Raw genomic sequence first — 22494 nt, 5'->3', positions numbered from 1 at the left:
GCTCACGCGATGGCGCACGCGAGACGGCGCCCGCTCCCGAGCGGTGAGGCGCCCCGCGGCGTCCTGCAGCGGGGGGCCGGGGCGTGCACTACGCGGCCGGGGCCAGGCCGAGGGCGCTGCCGGTCAGTTCGTAGGCGTGCCCCGCACGCAGCACCGTGGCTTCGCCGAAGGGCCGTCCCATCAGCTGCATGCCGATCGGCATGCCCGCCGCGTCCCGGCCGACCGGCACGGTCAGCGAGGGGATGCCGGTGATGTTGGCGGGGGCCGACAGCCGCACGTAGGCGTCGGAGACGCTCTCCACGCTCCCGTCGCCCCAGGTCACGGTCGACCGGCCGGCCTCTACGGCGGTGAGCGGCACGGTCGGAGCGGCGACGACGTCGACCGTCTCCAGCATCTCCCTCCACGCCTGCCGCATGAGGGTGCGGGCGCGCTGGGCCCGGAGGTAGTCCCCGGCGGACATGAGCTCGCCCGCCTCCAGGAGCACGCGGACGTCGGCCGCGTACAGGTCGGGGACCGCCCGCAGGGTCCGCTCGTGATAGGCGGAGGCCTCGGGCACCATCAGGCCCCACTGGGTCGGCTGGATGTAGCGCGTCATCGGGATCTCGACCTCGACGAGCCGGGCGCCGAGGTCCTCCAGCCGGCCGATCGCCCGGCGTACGGCGGCTTCGACCTGAGGGTCCACCCGCTCGAAGTAGTAGTTGCCCGGCACACCGACCCGAAGCCCCGTCAGATCCGCTTCGGCGCCCGGCCGGTAGTCCACGGGCGGAGCCGCGACGGACGCGGGGTCGCGCGGGTCGTGCCCGGCCAGGGCGGCCAGGACCAGGGCCGCGTCCTCCACCGTGCGCGTGAGGGGACCGACGTGGTCGAGCGACCAGGCCAGCGAGGTCACGCCGTACCGGGGCACCAGCCCGTACGTCGGCTTCAGGCCGACGACTCCGTTCAACGCGGCGGGGACCCGGATCGACCCCCCGGTGTCGGTGCCCAGGGCGAAGGTGGCGGCCCCCGCGGCCACGGCGACGGCCGAACCGCCGCTGGAGCCGCCGGCCACCCGCTTCGGGTCCCAGGCGTTGGCGGTCTGAGGGGTGGTCAGGCCGTAGGCGAATTCGTGGGTGTGGGTCTTGCCCACGAACGCCACGCCGGCCGAGGCGAGGCGTGCGGCGACCGTGCTGTCGGTCTCCGCCCGGTGGCGCGCCCGCACCCGGGAGCTCGCCGTGGTGGCCATCCCGGCCACGTCGATGAGGTCCTTCAAGCCGGCGGGTATGCCGTGCAGCGGGCCTCTGGGCGCGCCACCGGCGATCTCGGCCTCCGCCTTTCGCGCCGCCTCCCGTGCGTGGTCCGCCGTCACCGTGGTGAAGGCCCTCAGGCGCGGCTCGACCCGCTCGATGCGCTCCAGCACCGAGTCCACCAGCTCGACGGGCGAGATCCGCCGGGTGCGTACGGCCTCGGCCGCGCCGGCCACGGTCAGTTCGTAGGGCTCGTTCGGCTCGTACGGCTTGTGCTGCTCATGCGGCTGCATCGTGCTGCTCCCATCCCGCGTGGTACGCGGCGGACGGCGGTGTGTCGCCGAAGTCCAGCTCGCGCAGGACGGAGACGACGGAATGGATGTGGTCGGCGGTGGCGGCCACTCCCGCGTGGCGGTCCCGGACCAGCGGAAGCCCGGATCGTGCGGCCCAGCGGGCGGCTTCGGGGGGAGTGAGGTCGGTGAAGGACATGCGGTGCCTTCCTGAGCGCTAAAGCTAACAGCTTGCGTTAGTGGACGGTAGGGCCTACGGTCGCTTAAAGCAAACCAATGGCTTTTGTTGTGAAGGTCCGTCATCCCGGCCCTCTTTGGGCCGCTGGAAAGGAAGCACACGCATGCGCACCGCACAGCTCACCCGGCCGGCCCCGTCCTCCGGAGCCTCCGGGGCCGCCGCAGCCGCAGCCCACTGGACCGTCGGGGAGATCACGGTGCACCGCATCGACGAGATCCCGCTTCCACCCCCGACCGGACCGTGGCTGCTGCCGGCCGCCACGGCGGACGTGGTCGCCGGACACGACTGGCTGCAGCCCGACTTCGCCGGCACGGACGGCGTCCTGCGCCTCGACAGCCACAGCTTCGCGCTGGTCGTGGACGGGCTGCGCGTCCTCGTCGACACCGGGATCGGCAACGGCAAGACGCGGGAGAACCCGGCGTGGCACAACCTCCGCACCGACTACCTCGCACGCCTCGCAGCCGCCGGATTCACCCCCGAGAACGTCGACCTGGTCGTGCTCACCCACCTGCACACCGACCACGTCGGATGGAACACCCGGCAGGCCGGCGGCGCGTGGGTGCCGACATTCCCCAACGCCCGCTACCTCACGGCGAGGACGGAATACGACTTCTGGGCGGCGTACGACATGGACGAGGCGCGGCGCGGCATGTTCCGCGACTCCGTCCTCCCGGTCGCGGAAGCCGGGCTGCTCGACCTGATCGACGTGCCGGACGAGGGTATCGACGTGGCCGGCGGCCTGCGCCTGATACCCGCCCCGGGGCACACCCCCGGGCACGTCGCCGTGGAGGTGCGCAGCGCAGGCGCGACGGCCCTCGTCACCGGCGACTGCATCCACCACCCCGTCCAGCTGGCACACCCGGAGATCGGCAGCTGCGTCGACATCGACCCCGTGCAGGCCGAGGCGACCCGCCGCAGGCTCCTCGCCCGGCTCGCCGGCACCGGTGCCCTCGTCCTCGGCACGCACTTCCCCTCGCCGACCGCCGGGCGCGTGGTCGGCGACGGCGACGCCTACCGGCTCGAAGCCGTGACCGGCCACGCCGGGCCCGGCGCGGTCTGAGGCGCTCCCGCCCCACGTGCGAGCCGCGTTCGCAGCAGGTCAACAGGTCAACAGGTCAGCACGTTGGCAGGGTCAGCAGGTCAGCGGGCGGCGCCGAAGCCTTCCACGGCTTCCTGCGCGAGGCGGCGCGCGTACGCGGCGGTGAGGCCGTCGGGGCGGAACAGGATGCGGTACATCACCGGTGCCACGACCCGGTCCATCACGGTCTCGGCGTCGGGCGCGTCCTCGCCGCGCTCCGCGGCGCGGGCGAGCATGGTGCCGATCTGCTCCGCCGCGTAGGCCGAGCAGTGCCCCGCGTTGTCACCGTCGGGGTCCCCCAGCAGAGCGTCGCGGATGTAGGCCCGTCCTGCCGGGGACGCCATCTCCTCGAGGAACTGCTCGGCCCAGCTCTGCAGGTCGTCCAGCAGGCGGCCGTGGTCCTCCGGGGGAGTGTCCGGACGCAGGTGCTCGACGGCGACGTCCGAGAGCAGTTCCTGCAGGTCCCCCCAGCGGCGGTAGATCGTCGAGGGGGTGACTCCGGCGCGGGCTGCGAGCAGCGGAATGGTCAGTTCTGCGCGTCCCACCTCGGCCTGGAGTTCGCGAACGGCGGTGTGGACCGCCTGCTGGACCCGTGCGCTGCGGCCTCCTGGGCGAACCATCGGCTTGCGACTCATGCGTCCAGCTTAAAGCAAATTTCTTGCATCAGTCTGTACGGGATCCGGCGGTCCGGCGGTCCGGCGGTCCCGGAACGGGACGGCGAGGTGTGCCGCCGCCCCGCCGCGCGGTTCAGTGGCCTGGTACCGCCGTGCCCCCTGCCGCGCCCAGCGCCGTGCGCAGGGCCGCGGCGAAGTCGGCCGGGTGCGTCAGGTAGCCCACGTGGCCGCCCGGGAAGCCGGCGACGTCGCTGCCGGTGTGCTCCGCCAGAGTCCGTGTGACGCGGTGCATGAGCGTCTCGGGCCCTTCGCCGCCGATCACCAACGCGAACGGTGCCGTGCGCAGCGCGTCGACGTCGGGCCGGAAGCGGGTGAACGAGCGCAGTTCGTACGCCAGGCACGTCTCCATGTTGGCGTGGACGCGCGCCAGCATCTCCCGGACCGGGGCCGGAAGGCCCGAGGTCGATGCCGGCGGCGGCCCCTCCACGCCGATCGCCGCACTGAACCTCTGCATCGCGACGTCGGCGCCGGCCTGTTCGTAGAGCTCGTACACCTCCTGGCAGAGCGCGTGCCACTCGTCCGCGTCGGGGAGCAGGTCGATCACGAACGGCTCGTGCGCGACCAGCGCCCGTACCCGGCCGGGGTGCCGGACCAGGAGGTCCATGCCGACCATGCCGCCGTAGCTGGTGCCGAAGACGTACGCCGGTTCACCGGCGGCCACCGTTTCCAGCAGCAAGCGGGCGTCGCGGGCGTGCTCCTCGATCCGCTGCGGGGCGGGGGAGACGGTGAAGTGGCTACGGGAGTTGCCGCGGGGATCGTAGGTGATGACGGTGTGGTCCGTCGCCAGCGTGTCGGCCAGCGGGCCGAACATGGCCGCGTCACCGTCACCGCCGTTGACGAGGAGGAGGGGTGGGCCCGATCCGCGTACTTCGTAGTAGATCTCGGCCCCGGGCGCGGTCATCATGCCTGTCTTCATAGGCCCTCAGGGTGCACCGTTGCCCGGGTGCCGGGCAATACCTAGGAAAAGCCGCTAACCGGGCTCTCCAGATCAGAGGTGCTCCACAAGAACAAGATCCGGCCCGTCTTCCCCTTCCGGTGGCGCCTGGAGTACCCATGAAGAAGGGCGACCGCCGGACCGGTCGCACGGGGAAAACGGGGAGGCATCCGGTGCACGAGAAGTCCTTGGAAAGCGACTGGTACATCGACGAGCGCTGTACGAACTGCGACGTCGCACGGCAACTCGCTCCGGACCTGATCGGCGAGGCCGACGGCCGGTCGGTCCTCCTCCGCCAGCCACGGAACCCGTCGGAGCAGGCGCAGCTCGACGCCGCGGCACACGCCTGCCCCACCCGGTCCATCCGCCCGTCGACCCGCCGCCTCGACGCGTCATCGGACCCTTTCCCGATGGCCTTGGACGACACCGACACCGGGACCAGCACCGGGGGCACCGGCACCGGCGGCACCGTGTACCTCTGCGGCCACAACTCCCCGCACACCGCGGGGGCCAACGCCTATCTCCTGCGGCGGCCCGGCGGCACCCTGATGATGGTGGACACCCCGCGCTGGGGCCCCGCGCTCGCCGCACGTTACGCGCAACTCGGTCCCGTCACCGACGTGCTCCTCACCCACCGGGACCACGCCGCGCACGGCCGCCGCTACGCCGACCACTTCGGCGCCCGGCTGTGGATCCACGAGGGCGACCTGGAAGCCGCCCCGGACGCCGACCGGATCCTGCGCGGCACCGAGCCCGTCGACATCGCCGAAGGAGTGACCGCGCACCCGCTGCCCGGGCACACGCGCGGCAGCGTGCTGTACCTCGCCGACGACCGGTACTGCTTCAGCGGCGACAGCTTCTACTGGTCGCGCACCACGGCGGACCTGGAAGTGGCCCACAGCGTCACCTGGTACTCGATCGAGGAACTGGCCGCGTCCCTGGCCCGCACGGCCGGCCGGCTGCGCTTCGAATGGGTCCTGCCGGGGCACGGAGACCGCCGGCACCTCCCGGCCGATGCCATGGCCCGGCGGCTTCGGGACCTGACCGCCCGCGTCGGTGAGCTCCGCCCCCGCCCCATCGACTTCGCCGCCCTGCGCTGGTGAAACGGCCGCCGGCAGCCGCCCGTTGCCCGGTGCGAGGAGGCCGCGGGCGGGCTGGACGGCAAGGGGGATTCGTGATCAGGTTGCGGACATGAGCTCACTGATACGTCATGTCACCATCGACTCCGCCGATCCCTATGCTCTGGCGACGTTCTGGGCCGACGCCCTGGACGGTTCGCTCGGTGACGACGACCACCCCGGCGACCCGGAGGCCGCCGTCACGAGCGCGGCGGCTTCGTTGCTCTTCGTGAGGGTCGATGACCCCAAGACGGTGAAGAACCGTGTGCACCTGGACCTTCAGCCCCAGGACCGCACCCGGGACGAAGAGGTCGAGCGCCTGCTGTCCCTCGGCGCTGTGATCCAGGGCGACCACCGCAGGGCCGACGGCTCGGGCTGGGTGACGCTCCACGACCCCGAGGGCAACGAGTTCTGCGTCGAACGCAGCGCGGCGGAGCGATCGAAGGGCTGAAAGGGTCCAAAGGGCTGACCTTTTCGGGGCCCCGCTGCGGCCGGCGTCCGCGCGGGGCCTCAAACCTGTGAGCCGGGCACCGGGCCCGGCTCAGTCGAAGTCCTCGAACGCGGGGCGCTGGCCCGCGCGACGCCGTACGAATCCGCGCCGGCCGGCGAGCAGGGCGATGCCCGTCCACCCGGCCACGCCCGTGACGAGAGCGGCGAACTGCCCGTCCGGGTCGACGTCGGAGGCCGCTTCCAGCGGAACGACGCCCTTCGGGTCGCTGATGACCTCGACCCGGTCGCCCACCTTCCACTGCGGGTGGTCCCCGTCGTGGTTCAGGGTCTGCTTGAGCTCGCCCGACCGGCCGGTGAGAGTGAAGCGGCGGTTCGATCCGCTGTCGGCTGAGATGCGGACGGTCTCGCGGACGCCCCGCTCGTCGAGCGTGGACTCGGGCGCGTACTGCACCGAGCCTATGAGCACGAACACCGCCGGCAGGAAGGAGAGGAAGGCGAGCCACCAGGCGCAGTGGAGGACGCGCAGGACGAGCGCGAAGACGCCGCACCCGATGAGCCCGGTGACGATCGGGATCAGGTCGGTACCCAGCGCGACGTACGCGATTCCGGTGTTGGCCGCGGCGATGATCCAGCCGAGCCCCACCACGACGAGGGTGAACAGGAGGTACAGGCCCCTGTCCACCGTCCCGCCCTGCGCTTTCTTCATGTCCACTTCAGCCACCGACGCAGCATAGGCAGCCGGCCCGCGAGGGTTGTCCACCGGGGGCAGCCCGGTGGGCCCCGTCCCCGGGGGCCCGTGACTGCGTGTCAGCCGGCGGCTGCGCCGAACCACCGCGGCAGGCAGTCGAGCAGATCCTGCTGGTCCTCACCGGCCCACGCCACGTGGCCGTCCGGACGCAGCAGTACTGCTGGCACGTCCAGTTCCTCGCTGACGTCGACGACGTGGTCGACCCGGTCGGCCCAGCCCTCCACCGAGAGCCGGCCGGTCCGGTCGAGCAGCAGACCGCGTCCGCCGTGCATCAGCCCGTAGAGGCGCCCCTGCTTCAGCTGCACGTCCCGCATGCGCCGGCCGAGCAGTTCGTGGCCGTCGCCGAAGTCGTAGCGGACCCCGACCGCGGTGATCATCTCGGTCACGTACCGGTTCACGACCTCGAATTCCAGCAGCTCCGAGAACAGCTCCTTCAGCGCCATCGCAGCCGGATCGGTCCTCAGCAGGACGCTCTGCGCGCGGGTGTTGAGCACGACGCGGGCGCCCACCGGGTGCCGTTCGGCGTGGTAGGTGTCCAGGAGCCCCTCCGGGGCCCAGCCGCGCACCTCGGCGGCCAGTTTCCAGCCGAGGTTGAACGCGTCCTGGACGCCGAGGTTGAGCCCCTGCCCGCCGATCGGCGGGTGGATGTGCGCCGCGTCGCCGGCCAGCAGCACCCGGCCGACCCGGTAGCGCTCGGCCTGGCGGGTGGCGTCGCCGAAGCGGGAGAGCCAGCGCGGCGAGTGCACGCCGAAGTCGGTGCCCGCGACCTCCCGCAGCCGCTGCTTGAACTCCTCGAGCGTCGGCGCGGCACGGTCCTCGGCCACCCCGTCGGCGGGCACGATGACGCGGTACGTCGTGCCGTCCGGGTTGGGGACGACGCCGAACCGTACGTGGGTCTTGCTGATCTCGGCCACCACGGCGGTCACCGTCGCCGGGTCCTCGGTCAGCTCCATGTCGCCCAGCAGCGTCTCGACCGTGGGGGGCTCGCCGGGGAAGCCGACGCCGATCAGCTTGCGCACCGTGCTGCGGCCGCCGTCGCACCCGACGACGTAGCGCGAGCGCAGCCGCGCACCGTCCGCCAGCTCGACGGTCACCCCGTCCTCGTCCTGGCTCAGCCCGACGACCTCGCAGCCGCGCCGCACCTCGGTGCCGAGCTCGGCGGCGCGCTCGCCCAGCACGCGCTCGGTGACCGGCTGCGGCATGGCGAGGCCGTACGGGTGCGCGGTGTCCATCCCGTCCGGCCACGGCGTGGGGAAGGCCGCGAACGGGCCGCCGACCGTGAACGGCTCGCTGACCTCGCGGAACCGCTCCAGCAGGCCGCGCTGGTCCATCACCTCGACGCTGCGCACGTGCAGACCGCGCCCGCGGGACTCCGTGGTCGGCTCCGCCAGCCTCTCCAGCACGACCACGTGCACACCGTGCAGCCGCAGCTCGCCGGCCAGCATCAAGCCGGTCGGGCCGCCGCCGACCACGATGACGTCAATCATGAATCCCCCATCAAGCAAAGTTAAAGGTAGCAACGTCAGATCTCGGCCGGACGCCCGGGCAGCCCGGGTGAATCGCCCTGCGGCGCCGCGCGCCGAGTGACCCGTACGTGGACAACAGCACACGTACGTCGTGGATCTGTTATTTCCGCAGGCTCTGGCCGAGGTTGATGATTGTGCAGTACGAACGGGGCCTTGCCGCAAGTCCCCTGGTGCGCTATAAGTTAAGAGTGGCAAGGAGCGGGTGTTTCCCCTTGCCTGTTTTCGTCCGCTGCAGGCGGACGATCCCCTTGTCGGCCCTCAGCCCACCCGTCAGCCGCTGGTCAGGCAGAACGGGTGCCCGGCCGGGTCGGTCAGGACGCGCCATCTGTCCCTGTCCGGCTGGTACTCCGGCTTGCCCGCTCCCAGCTCCAGGAGCAGGGCCTCGGCCTCGTCGAGGTCATCGACCTCGAAGTCGAGGTGGATCTGCTGCGGCACGGTCTGGCCGGGCCAGCGCGGCGCCTGGTAGTCGTCGACCCGCTGGAAGCCGATGAAGAGCCCGTCCCCGCGCATGAGTCCGGCGAAGTCACCGCCGGATGCGGGGTGGAGCTCAAACCCGGTCGCCTGCTGGTAGAAGGCGGCCAGCGCTTCGGGGTCCGCACAGTCGAGCGTGATCGCCACGAGCTTCAACTGCGGGGGCATGGCCACTCCGTGACGGTCATCATGCTGCGGGCATGCTGCGGGTTCGGACTCCTGTGCCGTCACACCGTAGTGCTCGGCCCCGCGTCTGGCGACCTGATTACGGAAACGCCGAGCCGGCCGTGCGCTGCGCCGCTGCGGAAGGCCCATCACAAGGCCGCAGTGACGAGGTGAACGGCATGGCCGGCCCGGCGGCCCGGCCTCGGGTCTTCCCGGAAGGCCGGTGCGTGAACCAGGATGTGCTGCCACGGGAAGCACGTAAAGGAGCCGGTCACCGGCACCGGCGGCCTCACCGGCCGGGACCCGCCGGCCGCGTCCGCCGGATGCCGACGCTTGGCACCGGCACGCGTCCGCCCGTACGACCCCGGTACGAGAGACCTGTCAGGAGAACGGCATGCACACCGCCCCCCGGCCCCCCTCCCCTTCCGCCCCCGTCGCCCCGCAACTGGACGCCGTCGTCGTCGGGGCCGGCTTCTCCGGCCTCTACCAGCTGTACCGGCTGCGCGAACTGGGCCTGCGCACCCGCGTCTTCGAAGCGTGCGAGGACATCGGCGGAACGTGGTACCGGAACCGGTACCCCGGCGCCCGGTGCGACGTCGAGAGCACGTCGTACTCCTACTCCTTCTCTCCCGAACTGGACCAGGAGTGGGAGTGGAGCGAGCGGTACGCGACGCAGCCGGAGCTCCTGCGCTACCTCCATCACGTCGCCGACCGTTTCGACCTGCGCAAGGATGTCACCCTGCAGACCCGCGTGACCCGGGCGGTGTACGACGAGAGCGGTCACGTCTGGCAGGTCACCACCGACGGCGGGGAGACGGTCACCACCCGCTTCGTCGTGCTGGCCACCGGCTGTATGTCGGCCGTCAAGGAACCGGACATACCCGGAGCCGGCACCTTCGCGGGCAGATCCCTGCACACCGCCGACTGGCCGCACGAGGGCGTAGACCTCACCGGCAGCCGGGTCGCCGTGATCGGTACCGGTTGCTCCGGCGTCCAGGCCATCCCGCTCCTCGCCGAACAGGCCGCCGGACTCACGGTCTTCCAGCGCACGCCGGTCTACGCGCTGCCCGCCCTGAACCGGCCGCTGTCCGCGGCGGAGAACGCCGAATTCAAGGCCCGCTACCCGGAATTCCGCGCTGCCCAGCGGCGCTCCCGCGGAGGCACCGTCTTCGAGCTGCCGACCCGCTCGGCCCTGGAGGTGGACGAGGCGGAGCGCACGGCCACCTATGAGAAGGGCTGGGAGACGGGCCTGCTCAGCGGCCTCCTGCGCACGTACACCGACATCCTCGCCGACCGGGCCGCCAATGAGACCGTCGCCGAGTTCGTCCGCTCCAAGATCCGCTCGATCGTCACCGACCCGGCCACGGCCGAGACGCTCTCGCCGCGCACCTTCCCCTTCGGCACCAAGCGTCCCTGCCTGGACACCAACTACTACGCCACCTACAACAAACCGCACGTGAACGTCGTGGACCTCACCGAGACGCCGATCGTGGAGATCACACCGCGGGGCATCAAGACCTCGGACCGGGAACACGCCGTCGACGTCATCGTCTTCGCCACCGGCTTCGACGCCATGACCGGATCCCAGGTCGCCGTGGACATCGTCGGCAAGGGCGGCACCACCCTCAGGGAGAAGTGGGCCGACGGCCCCCGCAACCACCTGGGCGTGCTCTCGGCCGGGTTTCCGAACCTCTTCACCGTCATCGGCCCCCTCAGCCCCTCGGTGCTCAGCAACGCCGTGGTGTCCATCGAACAGCACGTGGAGTGGATCACCGACTGCATCGCCCACCTGCGGAAGAACGACATCACCGAGATCGACGCCACCGAGAGCGCGGAGGAGGAATGGTGCGCCCACGTCGCCGACCTCGCCTCCCGCACCCTCTACCCGGACGTCGCCTCCTGGTACACGGGGGCGAACGTGCCGGGCAAGCCCCGGGTGTTCCTGGCATACACGGGCGGCGCGGACCGCTACCGGGCGGAGTGCGACGCCGCCGCCCGGGACGGATACCGCGGCTTCGTCCTGTCGGGCGCCGCCGACTGAGGGGCCTGCTCCCCGGCCCCCGGTGTTGCTGCTCCTGATCAGTCCGCCCGCGGCGGCATGGCCGCCAGCGCAGCCTTGATGATGTCCCGGGCCTCCGACTCGCAGGCCGGGTGCGCGGTGCCGTCCAGGTAGACCCGGATCACGAGGTTGCCGTCGCGGACGTTGAGCCGGCAGGGCTTCCGGTCGCTCTCGTAGGGCGAGGCCGCCGACCAGTACGCCTCGTCGCCGATGCCGAGGCCGGTCTCGCGGCGCTCGCCCTTCGCTCTGTCGGCGAATTCGCGGCGCTGGCGTTCCGTGCCGTTCTCGTCGGGGTCCGAGCGTCGCAGCTCCCAAGAGACGTCCGCGCTGGGAAAGGAGTTCCAGCCGTCCGCCTGGGGCTGGTCCTTGCCGAACCAGGAGCACTGGGTGTTCGCCTGGGGCGTCTGCTCCCTGTACAAGTCCTTGTCCTTCCTCCGCTCCTCCCGCAGCGGAAGTCTGGGTACTGCCTCCGGACACACCGGCATCGTCACGTACTTGTCCGGAGGGCCGCCGCCCTCGTCCTCGCGCAGGAGCAGGTACGCGCCCACGCCGAGCCCGGCCGCAAGCACCGCCCCCGCTGCCGCCCACGCCACGGGGCGGCGGGTGCGGTGCCGGCGGGGTGGCGAGGAGGGAACACCGTACGTGGTGAGCACGACCGTCCGCGGGACGGCGGGGGAGTGGTCGGTACGGGACAGGAGCGCCGTGCGCTCGGGGTCGCCGTCGAGCAGTCCCTGGACCCGGGCCCGCTGCTCGTCGACCATCCGGTGCACGGCGGGCGGCCACGGCCGGGCCGCCGGGGTCACCGGGCCGAGGAGGCCGAGGAGTTCGGCCGGCGTGGGCCGGTCGGCCGGGTTCTTGGCCAGGCAGCGGACCACGATCCCGTGGAGGGCCCAGGGGATGCCGCTCAGGTCGGGTTCGGTGTGGACGAGGTTGTAGAGCGTCTGGAGGGCGGAGGTCCCGGCGAACGGGCTGCGGCCGGTCGCCGCCAGGACGAGGACCGAGCCGAAGGAGAATACGTCGCTCGCCCCGGTCAGCTCCCGGCCCTCCGCCTGTTCGGGGGACATGAACGGCGGAGAGCCGACCACCGATCCCGTACCGGTGAGCTCGGTGGCGTCCCCTGTCTCCGCCGCCCGTGCGATGCCGAAGTCGATGACCCGGGCGCCGTCCTCGGCCAGCAGGACGTTCTCGGGCTTGAGGTCGCGGTGGACGAGACCGGCACGGTGGATCTCGTCCAGGGCCGTCGCCAGGCCCACCGCCAGGCGGTGCAGGGCTTCCGCGGGAAGCGCGCCCGCGCGTTCCACGGCCGCTCCCAGGGAGGGGCCGGCCACGAACACCGAGGCGAGCCAGGGCAGCTCGGCGTCCGCGTCGGCGTCGAGGACGGCCGCCGTGTACGCGCCGGACACTCTTCGTGAGGCCTCCACCTCCCGCCGGAAACGGGAGCGGAAGCCGTCGTCGGCCGCGTGCCGCGCGTGGACGAGCTTCACCGCCGCCGTCCGGCCGTCCGGCGCGACGCCGAGAAGGACGCGGCCCATGCCGCCCCTGCCGAGTTCGGTGAGGAGGAGGTACGGCCCGGCCTTCTCCGGCAGCGGGTGCGAAACGTTTCCGGAGATGCTCACAGGGCCTTCACCGCCGCCACGGCCTGCCGGGCCATGTCCTTCGTGAGGTCCTCGCACGCGCCCTTCGGGTAGTGGACGCCGCTGACCGTGATGAAGAGGGACAGGTTGCCGTCCCGGGCGTACAGCACGCAGTTGCTCTCGGTGGAGTTCCTCAGCCACATGCCCTCCTCCGCGAAACCGAGACCGGAGTCGCGTGGGGTCTTGGAGCGCATGTACACGCCCTCGTAGTGCTTCTTCGCCTGCTCGGCGCCGGTGGGACCGCCCGCGCGGGAGCGGTAGAGGTCCCAGTTGATGTCGATCTTGTCGCCGGAGCGGGTGTGCCAGACACAGCTGGTCGACGGATGCGTGTGTCCGTCGGCATCGGACTGCTGCCACACCTTGTCGGGGAAGTTGCCCGTGGCTTCGTCGAAACCGTCCGGGGCCTTCATGCTGCTGCGGACCTGCACACAGGTGGGGACCGTCCTGGTGTACTTGTCCGGCACTTGGGCGAGCGGGGTCGAGCCGGGGGTCGGAACGGGCTCGGGAACGAAGGTGTAGTACACGTTGTCCGGGCCGACCGCCAGGACCGTGGCCGCCACCGTCACGAGCGTCACGCCCACCACGATCGCGGCGGTCAGCCACCGGGGGCGGCGGCGCGGGGCGGGATTGTTTGCCGGCGCCGCGGTGGCCGAGGGGATCGAGCCGGATGAGGCGGGCGCGGGCGCGGGCGCGGGTATGGGCGGCGGTGCGGGCAGGGGTATGGAATCGGCAGTGGCGGGCGGGACTCCAGAGCCTGCCGCGGCCGCAAGCCGGGCGGCCGAGGCCCGGCGGTCCGCGACCTGCTGGTACACCGCCTCCGGCCAGGGGCGCGCGGAGGGGGCGAGCGGGCCGATCAGGTCGAGGAGCTGCGCGGGACTCGGCCGCACGGCCGGGTCCTTGGCCAGGCACGGCTCGACGATCAGGCGCAGCCGGGGCGGTACGGAGTCCAGGTCGGGGACGTCGTGGGCGACGGCGTGCATGAGCGCGAGCGGCGAGTTGCCGGCGAACGGAGTCCGGCCCGTAGCGGCCATGACCAGCGTGACGCCGAGGGAGAACACGTCACCGGCCGGGCCCGGCTGCTCGCCCCGGACCTGCTCGGGCGACATGAACGCGGGCGAGCCGATCACCGCGCCCGTGTGGGTCAGCTTCGTCTGGTGGTCGGCCGCGCGGGCGATGCCGAAGTCGACGACGCGTACGCCGTCCTCGGTCAGGAGCACGTTCGACGGTTTGAGGTCCCGGTGCACGAGCTCTGCCCGGTGGATGTCGGCGAGCGCCTGGGCGAGGCCGGCGGCGAGCAGCCGCACCGCCTCTTCGGGCAGTGCCCCGCCTGCCTCCAGCGCCTCGCTCAGCGACGGCCCCGGCAGGAAGAGGGAGGCGAGCCACGGCGTGGCCGCGTCCGGGTCGGCATCGACGACCGGCGCGGTGTAGGCCCCGGACACGCGTCGCGACGCGTCCACCTCCCGCCGGAACCGTGAACGGAACCCGGGATCCTCCGCCAGATCCGCGTGCACCCGTTTGACGGCCACGAACCGCCCGTCCGGTGCCACCCCGAGCAGCACCTGCCCCATGCCGCCCTGCCCGAGCACCCCGACCGTTCTGAACGGCCCCACGTGCGTCGGTCCGTCCACTCCCAGCATCCGCATGCCGAATCCGTCCTCCCCCTGAATGCGTAGGGATCATAAGACGGGGCGGGCTTCTTGAGGGAGCGCCGGGGCTCCGGCCGGGAGACGGCAGGTGGGTCAGCCGGCGTCGAGCGCGGGGGTGATGACGGCGAAGGCGCGGTCGAGGAGTTCGGTGGGGTCCTCGCCCCCGTCGCTCTCGCTCCACCGGTGCAGCACGGCGTCGAAGGCGTTGAGCGCCATTCCGGCGGCCAGCCGCGGGTACAGGCCGGTCTCCGGGTCGAGCCCCAGGCGGTCGGCCAGTTCCGCCGCGAGGTCGTCGCGCCACTGCGCCTGACGTTCCAGGAAGCGTGCGTGCAGGGCGGGAGTGCGCAGGATCAGCTGAACCACGCGCAGGGCCCTGTCGGAGTGGTCGGCATGGTCCGTGCAGGCGGCGATGGGGGCCGCGACGGCGTGCCGGAGCGCGGCGGAGGGCCGCTCGCCGGCGGAGCGGGCCGCGAGCTCCGCGCGCATGCCGGCGCCCATGTCGGCCAGGAACTGGACGACCACGTCCTCCTTGGACGCGAAGTAGCGGAAGAACGTGCGCTTGGAGACGCCGGCGGTCGTCGCGATCTCGTCGATGGTGACCGCGTCGAATCCCTTCGACGCCAGTAGTTGCAGCGCTGCTTCGGTCAGCTCGTTCGAGACGAGCCGGCGCTTGCGCTCGGCCATGCTCACTTCGGGGCGGGAACTCACCGGACGATGGTAACGCCATGCCCTGCATGTCACTAAGTGACATCTTGACACCAAGTGACATGCGCAGCAATCTGTGTCGCATGACGAATCAGCGGCAATGGACTGCCGAACAGATCCCGGACCAGGCCGGACGAGTCTTCGTGGTCACCGGCGCCAACAGCGGCCTCGGCCTGGCGACCACCCGTGCGCTCGCCCGCCGGGGCGGGCACGTGATCCTCGCGGTGCGCGACGAGGAGAAGGGCCGCCGGGCGGCCGCCGGGATAGCCGCCGAACAGCCGGGTGCCGGCCTTGAAGTGCGCCACCTCGACCTGGCCGACCTCGACTCGGTCCGAGCGTTCGCCGAGAAGCTGCACGCCGACCATGCCCGGCTGGACGTGCTCGTCAACAACGCCGGCGTCATGGCACCGCCCCGGACGCTGAGCGCGCAGGGCCACGAGCTGCAGTTCGCCTGCAACCACCTCGGCCACTTCGCGCTGACCGGCTTGCTGCTGGACCTGCTGACCGCCGGGCGCGACCCCCGCGTGGTCACGGTGAGTTCGGTCAACCACCGAAAGGCACACCTCCGCTTCGATGACCTCAGCGGCGAGCGCAGCTACTCGCCCATGGGCTTCTACAACCAGTCGAAGTTCGCCAACGCCGTCTTCGGACGGGAACTCCACCTGCGCCTGACCCGGGCCGGCAGCCCGGTCCGCAGCTTGCTCGCCCACCCCGGCTACACCGCCACCAACCTGCAGACGAGCGCGCCGATCGGCCTGTGGAAGCTCGTATTCGGCACCATCGGGAACCCGCTCCTCGCCCAGCCCCCGGCCTCCGGCGCCCTGCCGCAGCTGTACGCCGCAACCGACCCGAACGCAGAGGGAGGCCAGTTCATCGGGCCGGACGGCATGGCCGAACTGCGCGGCGGACCGACGCAGGTGGAGCTGGCCCCCGCTGCCGCCGACAGCGGGACGGGCCGGCGCCTGTGGGAACTGTCGGAACGGCTGACGGGCGTACGGTTCGCGATTCCGGCCCGCGCCTGACCACTCCCGCGGACGACTCCGCCCTCGGGCGAAGGAGAAACGGGAGAAGGGAAGCCGGCGGTGCGAACCGAGCCAGGAGGCGTCGTCCGATTCCCGCCGGAAGCAGCAGCACGGAGTGGCCAGACTTGGCGCCATGCATGACACAGACAACGCTTTGCTCGGCTACTTCGACACTGCGGCCGACGGTTTCGGCGACCGGCTACGGGCGGTGCCGGACGGTCGCTGGGAGGACGCCACGCCGTGCACTGAATGGAACGTGCGTCAGCTGGTCAACCACATGATCATGGGGAGCCGCATCTACACCGCGCTGCTGCGGGGCGGCAGCAGCGCGGAGTTCATGGCGGAGCTGCACCGGGACGGGCTCGACGGGGACCCGGTGACCACCTACCGGGACGCGGTGGCCGAGTGCCGGGCGGCGTTCCGTGCCGCCGGTGCGCTCGACCGGATCGTCGACCACCCCTTCGGTCCCGTTCCCGGGCGGCAACTGCTCGGCCTGTACGTGGTGGACGCGATCACGCACACGTGGGACCTCGCCCGCGCGATACGACGCGACGAGCGGCTCGACGCGCGCACGGTGCGCTGGATCCTCGGCAACTTCGAGTGGATCTATCACGGCGTCAGCGAGAGCCCCATCGCGGACAGCAACCGCTACTACGGGCCACCGGCGCAGGCGCCCGCATCGGATGCGTCCGAGCAGGACCGTCTCCTCCACGCGATGGGGCGCAAGCCGTAAAGCCGTGCATCGGCGGGGGCCGCCGACCGGCCGCTGCTGCTTGCCTCAGCAAGCGGTCCGCGCCGAAGTGATCCGAAGATCTGGCCGGAAGTCCATGGTCTGGCCGGGCTTCAGGAGGACGGTGCCCGTGACCGTCGACAGGTGTGCGATCCGCTGAGTGTTGTTCTCCACCTTCCTGGCGGGGAACGGACGGACGAACTCCAGGCTCTGACACTGAGGGACCTGGAGCGGCTCGGGGATGCCGATGCCGCCGACGTAGAGGCAAAGGTTCGCCGGCGGGCACAGGGCCGATGCCGCTGCATCGGGAGAGGCGGCGGAGGCGGGCAGGGCGGCTGTGCCGGTTCCCACCAGCGCGGCCGCCGCGGCCACGGCCAGCAGCGTCGGCAGAGCGCGGGTACGTCTGCGGCGGGCGGCGCGGAGAGGGCGGGCGGGTTGATCGGCCGGAGTCTTGTGGGGTGCGGCTTCGTGCGGTTCGTTGTGCAGGCACTCGTGCAGGTCCTTGTGCAGATCCGTCATGGCTGTCGCCTCCTGAAGGTCATGAGGACGGGCCCCGGCGTGGAGCGGAGCGCCCCACTACGTGCACCGTCCTGTCCTCCTCGATTCAGCGGCTGCCTCGGCCGTGCGTAAAGCCTTTTCTCCGACAAGCCCGTGCCGGTCGCCCGTTCGCGTGCGCGATCCCGGCCCACGGTCCTTCCGGGGCGGGGTGCGGCTCCCGGCCCGTTCTATTCCGACCCGCCCTGTCGTGCCAGCCTGCGGACCAGCCGTACCAGGGAGGCACGCTCGGCTTCCGGGTCGGACGAACCGCCGAAGATCATGCGGACGGCCTGGGGGACGGTGAACCACCAGGCGGCCAGGGCCAGGACGGCGTAGAAGAGTTCCTCGGGCCGCAGGCCGGTGTCCAGGGCTCCGGCGCGTTGGGTCCGAGCGAGCGCTGCGACGCGCGAGCCGTAGGTGGCGGTGCGCTCCGGTTCCTGGAGCGCGGGGCCGCCCCGGTCCTGGAGGCCCTCCCAGTGCAGCAGGCGGATGAACTGCGGGCGGGCCCGGTGGTAGTCGTAGAGCAGACCGGCGTAGTGGCCGAGATCCTCGGCCTGTTCGGCCGTGAGGGGGATGGCCGTGGCGATGCGCTCCAGCTCCGTCTCCAGCACCTGGCCGAAGAGCCGCTGCTTGTTGCCGAAGTACTGGTAGATCCGCTCCTTGTTCACGCCGGCGCGGGTGCCGATGCGTTCGATGCGGGCGCCGTCGAAGCCGTGCTCGGCGAACTCGTCGACGGCCGCGTCCAGGAGGGCTTGTCGGGTGCGTGCGGTGTCCCAGGCCATGTACCGATCATACGGGACTCCAACCAACCGTTTGGAGAGTGCTTGAAAGTTAAGCTAATCTCCAAACGGTTGGTTGGAATTTGATCGCCGAGGAGTCCGCCCATGTCCGAGCCCGCCCCGCCCACCCCCGCCGGCACGCCCCAGGCCGGCCCGCCGCCCCGTCACCACATGGCCCTGATGATCTGGGTGTCGGTCTTCCCCACGCTCACCGTGCTGGAGCTGCTGTTCCACGAATGGCTGAAGCGCCTCCCGCTCGTCCTGCAGACCCTCGTCCTCAGCGCGTGCGTCGTCCTCACGGTGGTGTACGTTCTGATGCCGCGACTGCAGCGACTGCGGACCCGGCTGCTCACGCGCGCCACCCGCTGACACCGAACGCCGCGGCGCATGCACAAGCCCCCCGCCGCATGACGTGCGGCGAGGGGCTGACGGCAGGGGAACGCCGCGCAGGCCGGCGGCGGCATCTCGCCGCTGGCCTGCGCAGTCATGAACGGGTCAGGAGGACGCGCCGAAGTTCTGCGTCCACCACGGGCCGTTCGACTTGAAGTTGATGCCCACGCCGATCTCCTTGAAGGAGCAGTTCAGGATGTTGGCGCGGTGGCCGGGGCTCTTCATCCAGCCGTCCATCGCCGTACGGGCGTCCCTGGGGCTCTTGAAGATGTTCTCGCCGTACGTGCTCCAGCGGTACCCGGCGGCGGTCATCCGGTCGCCGGGGCTCTTGCCCTCCGGGCTGGTGTGGTCGTAGTAGTCGCGGGCCGCCATGTCGTCGGAGTGGCCCTGGGCCGCCGCCTGCAGCTTCGCGTTGACGGTGAGCGGGGAGCAGCCGGCCTTCGCACGCTCCGCGTTGACCATGTCGACGACCTGCTGCACGTGCTTGCCGTTCGCGCCGCCGGCCTGGGCGCCGCCACCACCGCCACCGCCGGCCGCGGGCTTGCGGGCGCTGCCGGAGCCGTTTCCGCTCCCGTGGCCGGCCGAGGGGGCCTCCTTGGCCTTGTCCTTGGCCGACGACCGGGTGCCCGGCTTGTCCCCGGCCCCCGTCCCCGCTTCGGTCTTGACCTCGGCCCGGTCCTTCTTCTCCTGGTCCCCGTCCTTGCCCGCGGCCGCCGACGCGCTCGCGCCGGCGCTCGGGGACGCGCTGTTGCTCGCACTGGGAGCAGACGAAGCGGCCGCCGCCACGGAGGGGTGTTCCTTCAACGGCTCGGTGGACCGGTCCGTGGCCGACGCGGACGGCGCCGCGGCGTCCGTACGGGTCTCCCCGCCGCCCGACAGCGACTGGGCCACGCCGTACCCGCCGCCCACGACGGCTATCAGCCCTACCGTCCCGCCTATGACCAGCGCCCGCCGGGGGCGCTTGCCTCGGGCCCGGCGCCGACGCGGGCCCGAGGTGCCGTCGGACGCCGGGTCGGTCATCGGGGTCTCGAAATCACGATTCATGCGGATCACTTCCGGTGCGGTGTCACTGAGTGCTGGTCCAACACTCAGGAGACGGCGCGACCGGGACCCGATAACAAAAATTTCCGAACGGGTTCGTCTCGCCTTTCCGGAGGGCTCTGTTCCGCACTTGTGTGCGGAGAAAACCGGTCGCAACGGGGACCGGGCACTGCTAGCTTGCGGCCGTGGATCTCTTCTCACGCTCTTGGACGGCACTGCGCACAGCGGTCGCCGAACTCCCCGACGAGGACTTCGCGCGGCCGTCCGGCTGCACCGGCTGGCTGGTGCGGGACCTGGTGTGCCACCTGATCATCGATGCCCAGGACGTCCTGATCACCCTGGTCACGCCCGCCGAAGGGGAACCGACCCGGGACGCGGTGACCTACTGGAACGTCGAGGACCGGCCGCCGACCGGCGAGGACCCGCTCGACGCCCTGACCGTCCGTCTGGCCGCCGCCTACGAAGAGCCTTGGCTGCTGAAGTTCCACCTCGACGACCTCGGGTCGGCCGCCGGCCGCGCCGCCGGACTCGCGGATCCCGCCCTCCGGGTCGGCACTCGCGACGAGGTCCTCACCGTGGCCGACTACCTTTCCGTGTACGTCCTGGAATGGACGCTGCACCACCTCGACCTGATCGCGCACCTTCCGGACGCGGCGGACCCGCCTGCCGAGGGTCTCGCGGGAGCACGCGGGCTGCTGGAGAAGATCGCCGGTGCGGCGTTCCCCTCGTCGCTCTCCGACAAGGACGCGCTACTGATCGGCACCGGACGGCGCGCCCCGACCGAAGAGGAGAAGGCCGGCCTGGGGAAGCTGGCCGCGAAGCTCCCACTCGTCCTCGGCTGACCGGTCGTCAGCAGCCCCGCAGCGGTGATCGACGCTGAGGCAGCATCGCCCCGGCGAAGCGAAGGGCTCGGCCGTTCGGGCCCCTCCCGGGCCGTGGCCACGCGTCAGGGCGCGTCTCGTCGATCAGGCGGTGCAGGAGCTCCTAACATGTGCCCACGGCTGGTGACGAAGCACGGCCTGGGGCCGTCGCGCCGCCAGGCGATCAGCCGGCCCGCCTGGCCCACCTGGCGGTACGGAATCCGCTGCTCAGGCTCTCTCGCGGTGGTGCCAGGGCCGCTACGAGTTCCACGATCCGAACACCGAACCCCTCGAGCACATCGCGACCGATGGCTCAGGCCCGATGCACCGGAGAGCACCTCATGAAGATCCACCTCTCCAGCGTTTTCGTCGACGACCAGGGCAAAGCCCTGCGCTTCTACACCGATGTGCTGGGCTTCGTGAAGAAGCACGACATCCCGTTGGGCGTGGACCGGTGGCTGACCGTGGTCTCGCCGGAAGATCCCGACGGGACCGAACTGCTGCTTGAGCCCTCCGGCCATCCCGCGGTGCAGCCGTACAAGACGGCACTGGTCCAGGACGGCATCCCGGCCACCTCTTTCGCCGTGGACGACGTACAAGCGGAGTTCGAGCGGCTGCGCAAACTCGGCGTGCGCTTCACTCAGGAGCCGCTGGAGATGGGCACGGTCACCACTGCGGTTCTGGACGACACCTGCGGCAATCTGATCCAGATCGTGCACAGCAAGTAGGCCGCTGGCCCGGGCCGGCGCGGTCCCAGGCGTCTCGGCGTGCGGCTGTTCGCGGGGTGGTTCCGATCAGAAGATCGCGCAGGCTGCACCCCTGGGCCCCGTCACGATCCACTCGAAGACACTCCTGGTCTTCGGGCCGTAGAGACCGTCGGCTGGTGAAACGTTCTTGCTCCGCTGCAGCTTGGCGACAGCCGCCTTGGTGTCGGAGCCGTAGATGCCGTCGACGGTGCCGGGGTTCGCCGGGCTGCAACGTTTGAGGGAGTTCTGGAGCGCCCTGACCGCAGAGCCGCTGTTGCCCGGGCCCAGCTGACAGTTCAGGGAGCCGTTGGACGCCGCGGCCACGGGCCCCGAGAAGTCCTCGTACCACTTCGTCACGGTCTTGGTGCAGATCGGGGTGGCTGCCTGGGCCTGCCCGGCCGTTGCGGCCACGAGCCCGGATGCGAGAACCATCGCGCCCGCTCCGGCGGTTGCGGCACGACGGAACCGTGAGCCGATGGACATGAGGGCCTCCGTGCGTTCGGATCATGCGGTGGACGAAACCGCCTGATCGTCCGATAGGAATCACTGGTTCGGTAGCCGCTTTTCGGCCGTCAGACCCACTCATGGCCGCGCGGTGGGAGGTGGGATCAGACTTCGGCTCCGGTGGCGGTACCGCGGCGGCGTGGCCGGCCCCGGTTCCGGGTGCGGCGGGTTCGCATACGGCTGGTCCGCAGCCGGGCGGCGCTCTCCGGATCCTGCGATGCGAGCTCGGCGAGCGCAGGGTGCAGGCCCGTCCGTGCCGGCCGCTCGGCGAGCGGGTCGCGCGAGCCGGCCGCGTCGCGCTGCCCGTCATAGAGGCCGAGCCAGACGATCTGCGCGACCAGCGCGAGTGCCGTGGCAGCGGCGGCTGCCCACTGCTCCGGTCCGCGGGGTGCGCTGTCGAGCAGTGCGGCGCAGGTGAACGAGATCTCCATGACGAGGAGCAGCACCCCGGAGGCGCCCAGGCAGCCGAGGTCGCGCGTCGGGGCCGGCGGTGGGGCCGAAGGCGGTGACGGGCAGCGCGACGCAGGCGAGGGCGATGGGGGCCACGCGCAGTGCGTAGGGCGCGGGCCGGGAGGCGGCACAGCCGATTTCGGGGGGAGAGAGGGGCAGTGGCACCGCTCGTGCACGGTGCGTGAGCGGTGCGCAGAGTGGCCCCTTTGTGCCCGCGGAGCGGCCCCTCCGTGCCCGCGGGGCGGCCCCTCCGCGCCCTCCGCGGGTGTAATCGGCCGGTCGCGGTGAGTCGGCGAACGGGGTCCGGAGCGTGAGGGCACGCACGTGGGCCCGGTCACATACGATGCCAGGTCGTAGCGCCAAGGGTGCAAAATCGGGCATTCCGGCCACTTGGGGTGTGTGTCCTGCGCCGTTACGTCGTAGGTCACACCCTTTGTCAGGCGGGTTTCGCGCCGCTAACAATGGCTGAGTCGCTG

24 protein-coding genes are annotated in these 22494 nt (G+C 71.5%); 9 read left to right on the top strand and 15 right to left on the bottom strand.

The window, feature by feature from the left end:
* Positions 1–88 precede the first annotated feature (88 nt).
* Together ACFPP6_RS09505 and ACFPP6_RS09500 are read right to left on the bottom strand one after the other, a co-directional pair.
* Positions 89–1516 (bottom strand): amidase, encoded by a 1428-nt coding sequence (locus ACFPP6_RS09505; protein WP_382039056.1) that lies wholly within the window; start codon positions 1514–1516, stop codon positions 89–91.
* Positions 1503–1712, bottom strand: coding sequence for a hypothetical protein (locus ACFPP6_RS09500; RefSeq protein ID WP_382039054.1), 210 nt, complete (start codon positions 1710–1712; stop codon positions 1503–1505). The genes ACFPP6_RS09505 and ACFPP6_RS09500 overlap by 14 nt, the downstream gene beginning before the upstream one ends.
* A 142-nt stretch (positions 1713–1854) precedes the next feature.
* Between ACFPP6_RS09500 and ACFPP6_RS09495 the strand changes: the two genes are divergently transcribed.
* Complete coding sequence (locus ACFPP6_RS09495; RefSeq protein ID WP_382039052.1) at positions 1855–2811, top strand: MBL fold metallo-hydrolase; 957 nt, start codon at positions 1855–1857, stop codon at positions 2809–2811.
* An 80-nt stretch (positions 2812–2891) separates the two neighbouring features.
* Here the strand turns inward: ACFPP6_RS09495 and ACFPP6_RS09490 are convergent, their stop codons facing one another.
* On the bottom strand, positions 2892–3464 hold the full coding sequence (locus ACFPP6_RS09490; protein ID WP_382039051.1) for a TetR/AcrR family transcriptional regulator: 573 nt from the start codon (positions 3462–3464) through the stop codon (positions 2892–2894).
* Positions 3465–3576: 112 nt separating this feature from the next.
* Positions 3577–4407, bottom strand: coding sequence for an alpha/beta fold hydrolase (locus ACFPP6_RS09485; protein WP_382039049.1), 831 nt, complete (start codon positions 4405–4407; stop codon positions 3577–3579).
* Positions 4408–4610: 203 nt separating this feature from the next.
* Here ACFPP6_RS09485 and ACFPP6_RS09480 point away from each other — a divergent pair, with 203 nt between their 5' ends.
* Together ACFPP6_RS09480 and ACFPP6_RS09475 are read left to right on the top strand one after the other, a co-directional pair.
* On the top strand, positions 4611–5540 hold the full coding sequence (locus ACFPP6_RS09480; RefSeq protein ID WP_382039047.1) for an MBL fold metallo-hydrolase: 930 nt from the start codon (positions 4611–4613) through the stop codon (positions 5538–5540).
* 88 nt (positions 5541–5628) lie between these two features.
* Positions 5629–6006, top strand: coding sequence for a VOC family protein (locus ACFPP6_RS09475; protein WP_382039045.1), 378 nt, complete (start codon positions 5629–5631; stop codon positions 6004–6006).
* A 90-nt stretch (positions 6007–6096) separates the two neighbouring features.
* Here the strand turns inward: ACFPP6_RS09475 and ACFPP6_RS09470 are convergent, their stop codons facing one another.
* The 3 genes from ACFPP6_RS09470 to ACFPP6_RS09460 all read right to left on the bottom strand — a co-directional run bounded on the left by ACFPP6_RS09470 (position 6097) and on the right by ACFPP6_RS09460 (position 8918).
* Positions 6097–6726, bottom strand: a complete 630-nt coding sequence (locus ACFPP6_RS09470; RefSeq protein WP_382039044.1) for a hypothetical protein — start codon at positions 6724–6726, stop codon at positions 6097–6099.
* An 86-nt stretch (positions 6727–6812) separates the two neighbouring features.
* On the bottom strand, positions 6813–8240 hold the full coding sequence (gene rox, locus ACFPP6_RS09465; RefSeq protein ID WP_382039042.1) for a rifampin monooxygenase: 1428 nt from the start codon (positions 8238–8240) through the stop codon (positions 6813–6815).
* 309 nt (positions 8241–8549) lie between these two features.
* Complete coding sequence (locus ACFPP6_RS09460) at positions 8550–8918, bottom strand: VOC family protein (protein WP_382039040.1); 369 nt, start codon at positions 8916–8918, stop codon at positions 8550–8552.
* Between the two features lie 391 nt (positions 8919–9309).
* Between ACFPP6_RS09460 and ACFPP6_RS09455 the strand changes: the two genes are divergently transcribed.
* Positions 9310–10956 carry a flavin-containing monooxygenase gene (locus ACFPP6_RS09455; RefSeq protein ID WP_382039038.1) on the top strand — a complete coding sequence of 549 codons (1647 nt, stop codon included), beginning with the start codon at positions 9310–9312 and terminating at the stop codon, positions 10954–10956.
* Positions 10957–10994: 38 nt separating this feature from the next.
* On the opposite strand, the gene ACFPP6_RS09450 is transcribed toward ACFPP6_RS09455, so the two are convergent.
* The 3 genes from ACFPP6_RS09450 to ACFPP6_RS09440 form a co-directional block, all read right to left on the bottom strand.
* Positions 10995–12590, bottom strand: a complete 1596-nt coding sequence (locus ACFPP6_RS09450; protein WP_382039036.1) for a serine/threonine-protein kinase — start codon at positions 12588–12590, stop codon at positions 10995–10997.
* Entirely contained in the window at positions 12587–14251 is a 1665-nt protein-coding gene (locus tag ACFPP6_RS09445) for a serine/threonine-protein kinase (RefSeq protein WP_382039034.1), read from the bottom strand. Before ACFPP6_RS09445 ends, ACFPP6_RS09450 begins: the two co-directional genes overlap by 4 nt.
* A 96-nt stretch (positions 14252–14347) precedes the next feature.
* Positions 14348–14938 (bottom strand): acyl-CoA-like ligand-binding transcription factor, encoded by a 591-nt coding sequence (locus tag ACFPP6_RS09440; protein WP_382039244.1) that lies wholly within the window; start codon positions 14936–14938, stop codon positions 14348–14350.
* Positions 14939–15042: 104 nt separating this feature from the next.
* Between ACFPP6_RS09440 and ACFPP6_RS09435 the strand changes: the two genes are divergently transcribed.
* Together ACFPP6_RS09435 and ACFPP6_RS09430 are read left to right on the top strand one after the other, a co-directional pair.
* A complete protein-coding gene (locus ACFPP6_RS09435; protein WP_382039032.1) occupies positions 15043–15981 on the top strand; it encodes an oxidoreductase in 939 nt (312 codons plus the stop codon).
* 133 nt (positions 15982–16114) lie between these two features.
* A complete protein-coding gene (locus ACFPP6_RS09430) occupies positions 16115–16714 on the top strand; it encodes a TIGR03086 family metal-binding protein (RefSeq protein ID WP_382039030.1) in 600 nt (199 codons plus the stop codon).
* A gap of 45 nt (positions 16715–16759) precedes the next feature.
* On the opposite strand, the gene ACFPP6_RS09425 is transcribed toward ACFPP6_RS09430, so the two are convergent.
* Together ACFPP6_RS09425 and ACFPP6_RS09420 are read right to left on the bottom strand one after the other, a co-directional pair.
* Complete coding sequence (locus ACFPP6_RS09425) at positions 16760–17230, bottom strand: hypothetical protein (RefSeq protein ID WP_382039029.1); 471 nt, start codon at positions 17228–17230, stop codon at positions 16760–16762.
* Positions 17231–17436: 206 nt separating this feature from the next.
* Positions 17437–18030: a TetR family transcriptional regulator gene (locus ACFPP6_RS09420; RefSeq protein WP_382039027.1), complete on the bottom strand. Its 594-nt coding sequence runs from the start codon at positions 18028–18030 to the stop codon at positions 17437–17439.
* A 102-nt stretch (positions 18031–18132) separates the two neighbouring features.
* Here ACFPP6_RS09420 and ACFPP6_RS09415 point away from each other — a divergent pair, with 102 nt between their 5' ends.
* Positions 18133–18396, top strand: a complete 264-nt coding sequence (locus ACFPP6_RS09415) for a putative antibiotic biosynthesis monooxygenase (RefSeq protein ID WP_382039025.1) — start codon at positions 18133–18135, stop codon at positions 18394–18396.
* Positions 18397–18522: 126 nt separating this feature from the next.
* Here ACFPP6_RS09415 and ACFPP6_RS09410 read toward each other — a convergent pair whose 3' ends face one another.
* A complete protein-coding gene (locus tag ACFPP6_RS09410) occupies positions 18523–19461 on the bottom strand; it encodes a CAP domain-containing protein (RefSeq protein ID WP_382039024.1) in 939 nt (312 codons plus the stop codon).
* Between the two features lie 182 nt (positions 19462–19643).
* On the opposite strand from ACFPP6_RS09410, the gene ACFPP6_RS09405 reads away from it, so the two are divergent.
* Both ACFPP6_RS09405 and ACFPP6_RS09400 read left to right on the top strand, forming a co-directional pair.
* A complete protein-coding gene (locus ACFPP6_RS09405) occupies positions 19644–20300 on the top strand; it encodes a maleylpyruvate isomerase N-terminal domain-containing protein (RefSeq protein WP_382039022.1) in 657 nt (218 codons plus the stop codon).
* A gap of 359 nt (positions 20301–20659) precedes the next feature.
* Positions 20660–21046, top strand: a complete 387-nt coding sequence (locus tag ACFPP6_RS09400) for a VOC family protein (protein ID WP_382039020.1) — start codon at positions 20660–20662, stop codon at positions 21044–21046.
* 66 nt (positions 21047–21112) lie between these two features.
* Here the strand turns inward: ACFPP6_RS09400 and ACFPP6_RS09395 are convergent, their stop codons facing one another.
* Together ACFPP6_RS09395 and ACFPP6_RS09390 are read right to left on the bottom strand one after the other, a co-directional pair.
* Entirely contained in the window at positions 21113–21496 is a 384-nt protein-coding gene (locus tag ACFPP6_RS09395; protein WP_382039018.1) for a peptidoglycan-binding domain-containing protein, read from the bottom strand.
* A 176-nt stretch (positions 21497–21672) separates the two neighbouring features.
* Positions 21673–21999, bottom strand: coding sequence for a hypothetical protein (locus tag ACFPP6_RS09390; protein WP_382039016.1), 327 nt, complete (start codon positions 21997–21999; stop codon positions 21673–21675).
* Between the last annotated feature and the right edge of the window lie 495 nt (positions 22000–22494).

The sequence above is a fragment of the Streptomyces aureoversilis genome (genome assembly GCF_042657885.1).
Taxonomy (GTDB): Bacteria; Actinomycetota; Actinomycetes; order Streptomycetales; family Streptomycetaceae; genus Streptomyces; species Streptomyces aureoversilis.
This window is presented reverse-complemented; position numbering and strand designations above follow the sequence as displayed.

Excerpts from the sequence above, each read along its gene's own strand:
- ACFPP6_RS09440 (WP_382039244.1), bottom strand. The coding sequence starts at position 14,938 with ATGGCCGAGCGCAAGCGCCGGCTCGTCTCGAACGAGCTGACCGAAGCA.
- ACFPP6_RS09415 (WP_382039025.1), top strand. The coding sequence starts at position 18,133 with ATGTCCGAGCCCGCCCCGCCCACCCCCGCCGGCACGCCCCAGGCCGGC.
- ACFPP6_RS09485 (WP_382039049.1), bottom strand. The coding sequence starts at position 4,407 with ATGATGACCGCGCCCGGGGCCGAGATCTACTACGAAGTACGCGGATCG.
- ACFPP6_RS09495 (WP_382039052.1), top strand. The coding sequence starts at position 1,855 with ATGCGCACCGCACAGCTCACCCGGCCGGCCCCGTCCTCCGGAGCCTCC.
- ACFPP6_RS09475 (WP_382039045.1), top strand. The coding sequence starts at position 5,629 with ATGAGCTCACTGATACGTCATGTCACCATCGACTCCGCCGATCCCTAT.
- ACFPP6_RS09460 (WP_382039040.1), bottom strand. The coding sequence starts at position 8,918 with ATGCCCCCGCAGTTGAAGCTCGTGGCGATCACGCTCGACTGTGCGGAC.
- ACFPP6_RS09420 (WP_382039027.1), bottom strand. The coding sequence starts at position 18,030 with ATGGCCTGGGACACCGCACGCACCCGACAAGCCCTCCTGGACGCGGCC.
- ACFPP6_RS09430 (WP_382039030.1), top strand. The coding sequence starts at position 16,115 with ATGCATGACACAGACAACGCTTTGCTCGGCTACTTCGACACTGCGGCC.
- ACFPP6_RS09490 (WP_382039051.1), bottom strand. The coding sequence starts at position 3,464 with ATGAGTCGCAAGCCGATGGTTCGCCCAGGAGGCCGCAGCGCACGGGTC.
- ACFPP6_RS09425 (WP_382039029.1), bottom strand. The coding sequence starts at position 17,230 with ATGACGGATCTGCACAAGGACCTGCACGAGTGCCTGCACAACGAACCG.
- ACFPP6_RS09435 (WP_382039032.1), top strand. The coding sequence starts at position 15,043 with ATGACGAATCAGCGGCAATGGACTGCCGAACAGATCCCGGACCAGGCC.
- rox (WP_382039042.1), bottom strand. The coding sequence starts at position 8,240 with ATGATTGACGTCATCGTGGTCGGCGGCGGCCCGACCGGCTTGATGCTG.
- ACFPP6_RS09400 (WP_382039020.1), top strand. The coding sequence starts at position 20,660 with ATGAAGATCCACCTCTCCAGCGTTTTCGTCGACGACCAGGGCAAAGCC.
- ACFPP6_RS09390 (WP_382039016.1), bottom strand. The coding sequence starts at position 21,999 with ATGGAGATCTCGTTCACCTGCGCCGCACTGCTCGACAGCGCACCCCGC.
- ACFPP6_RS09395 (WP_382039018.1), bottom strand. The coding sequence starts at position 21,496 with ATGGTTCTCGCATCCGGGCTCGTGGCCGCAACGGCCGGGCAGGCCCAG.
- ACFPP6_RS09445 (WP_382039034.1), bottom strand. The coding sequence starts at position 14,251 with ATGCGGATGCTGGGAGTGGACGGACCGACGCACGTGGGGCCGTTCAGA.
- ACFPP6_RS09410 (WP_382039024.1), bottom strand. The coding sequence starts at position 19,461 with ATGAATCGTGATTTCGAGACCCCGATGACCGACCCGGCGTCCGACGGC.
- ACFPP6_RS09505 (WP_382039056.1), bottom strand. The coding sequence starts at position 1,516 with ATGCAGCCGCATGAGCAGCACAAGCCGTACGAGCCGAACGAGCCCTAC.
- ACFPP6_RS09455 (WP_382039038.1), top strand. The coding sequence starts at position 9,310 with ATGCACACCGCCCCCCGGCCCCCCTCCCCTTCCGCCCCCGTCGCCCCG.
- ACFPP6_RS09500 (WP_382039054.1), bottom strand. The coding sequence starts at position 1,712 with ATGTCCTTCACCGACCTCACTCCCCCCGAAGCCGCCCGCTGGGCCGCA.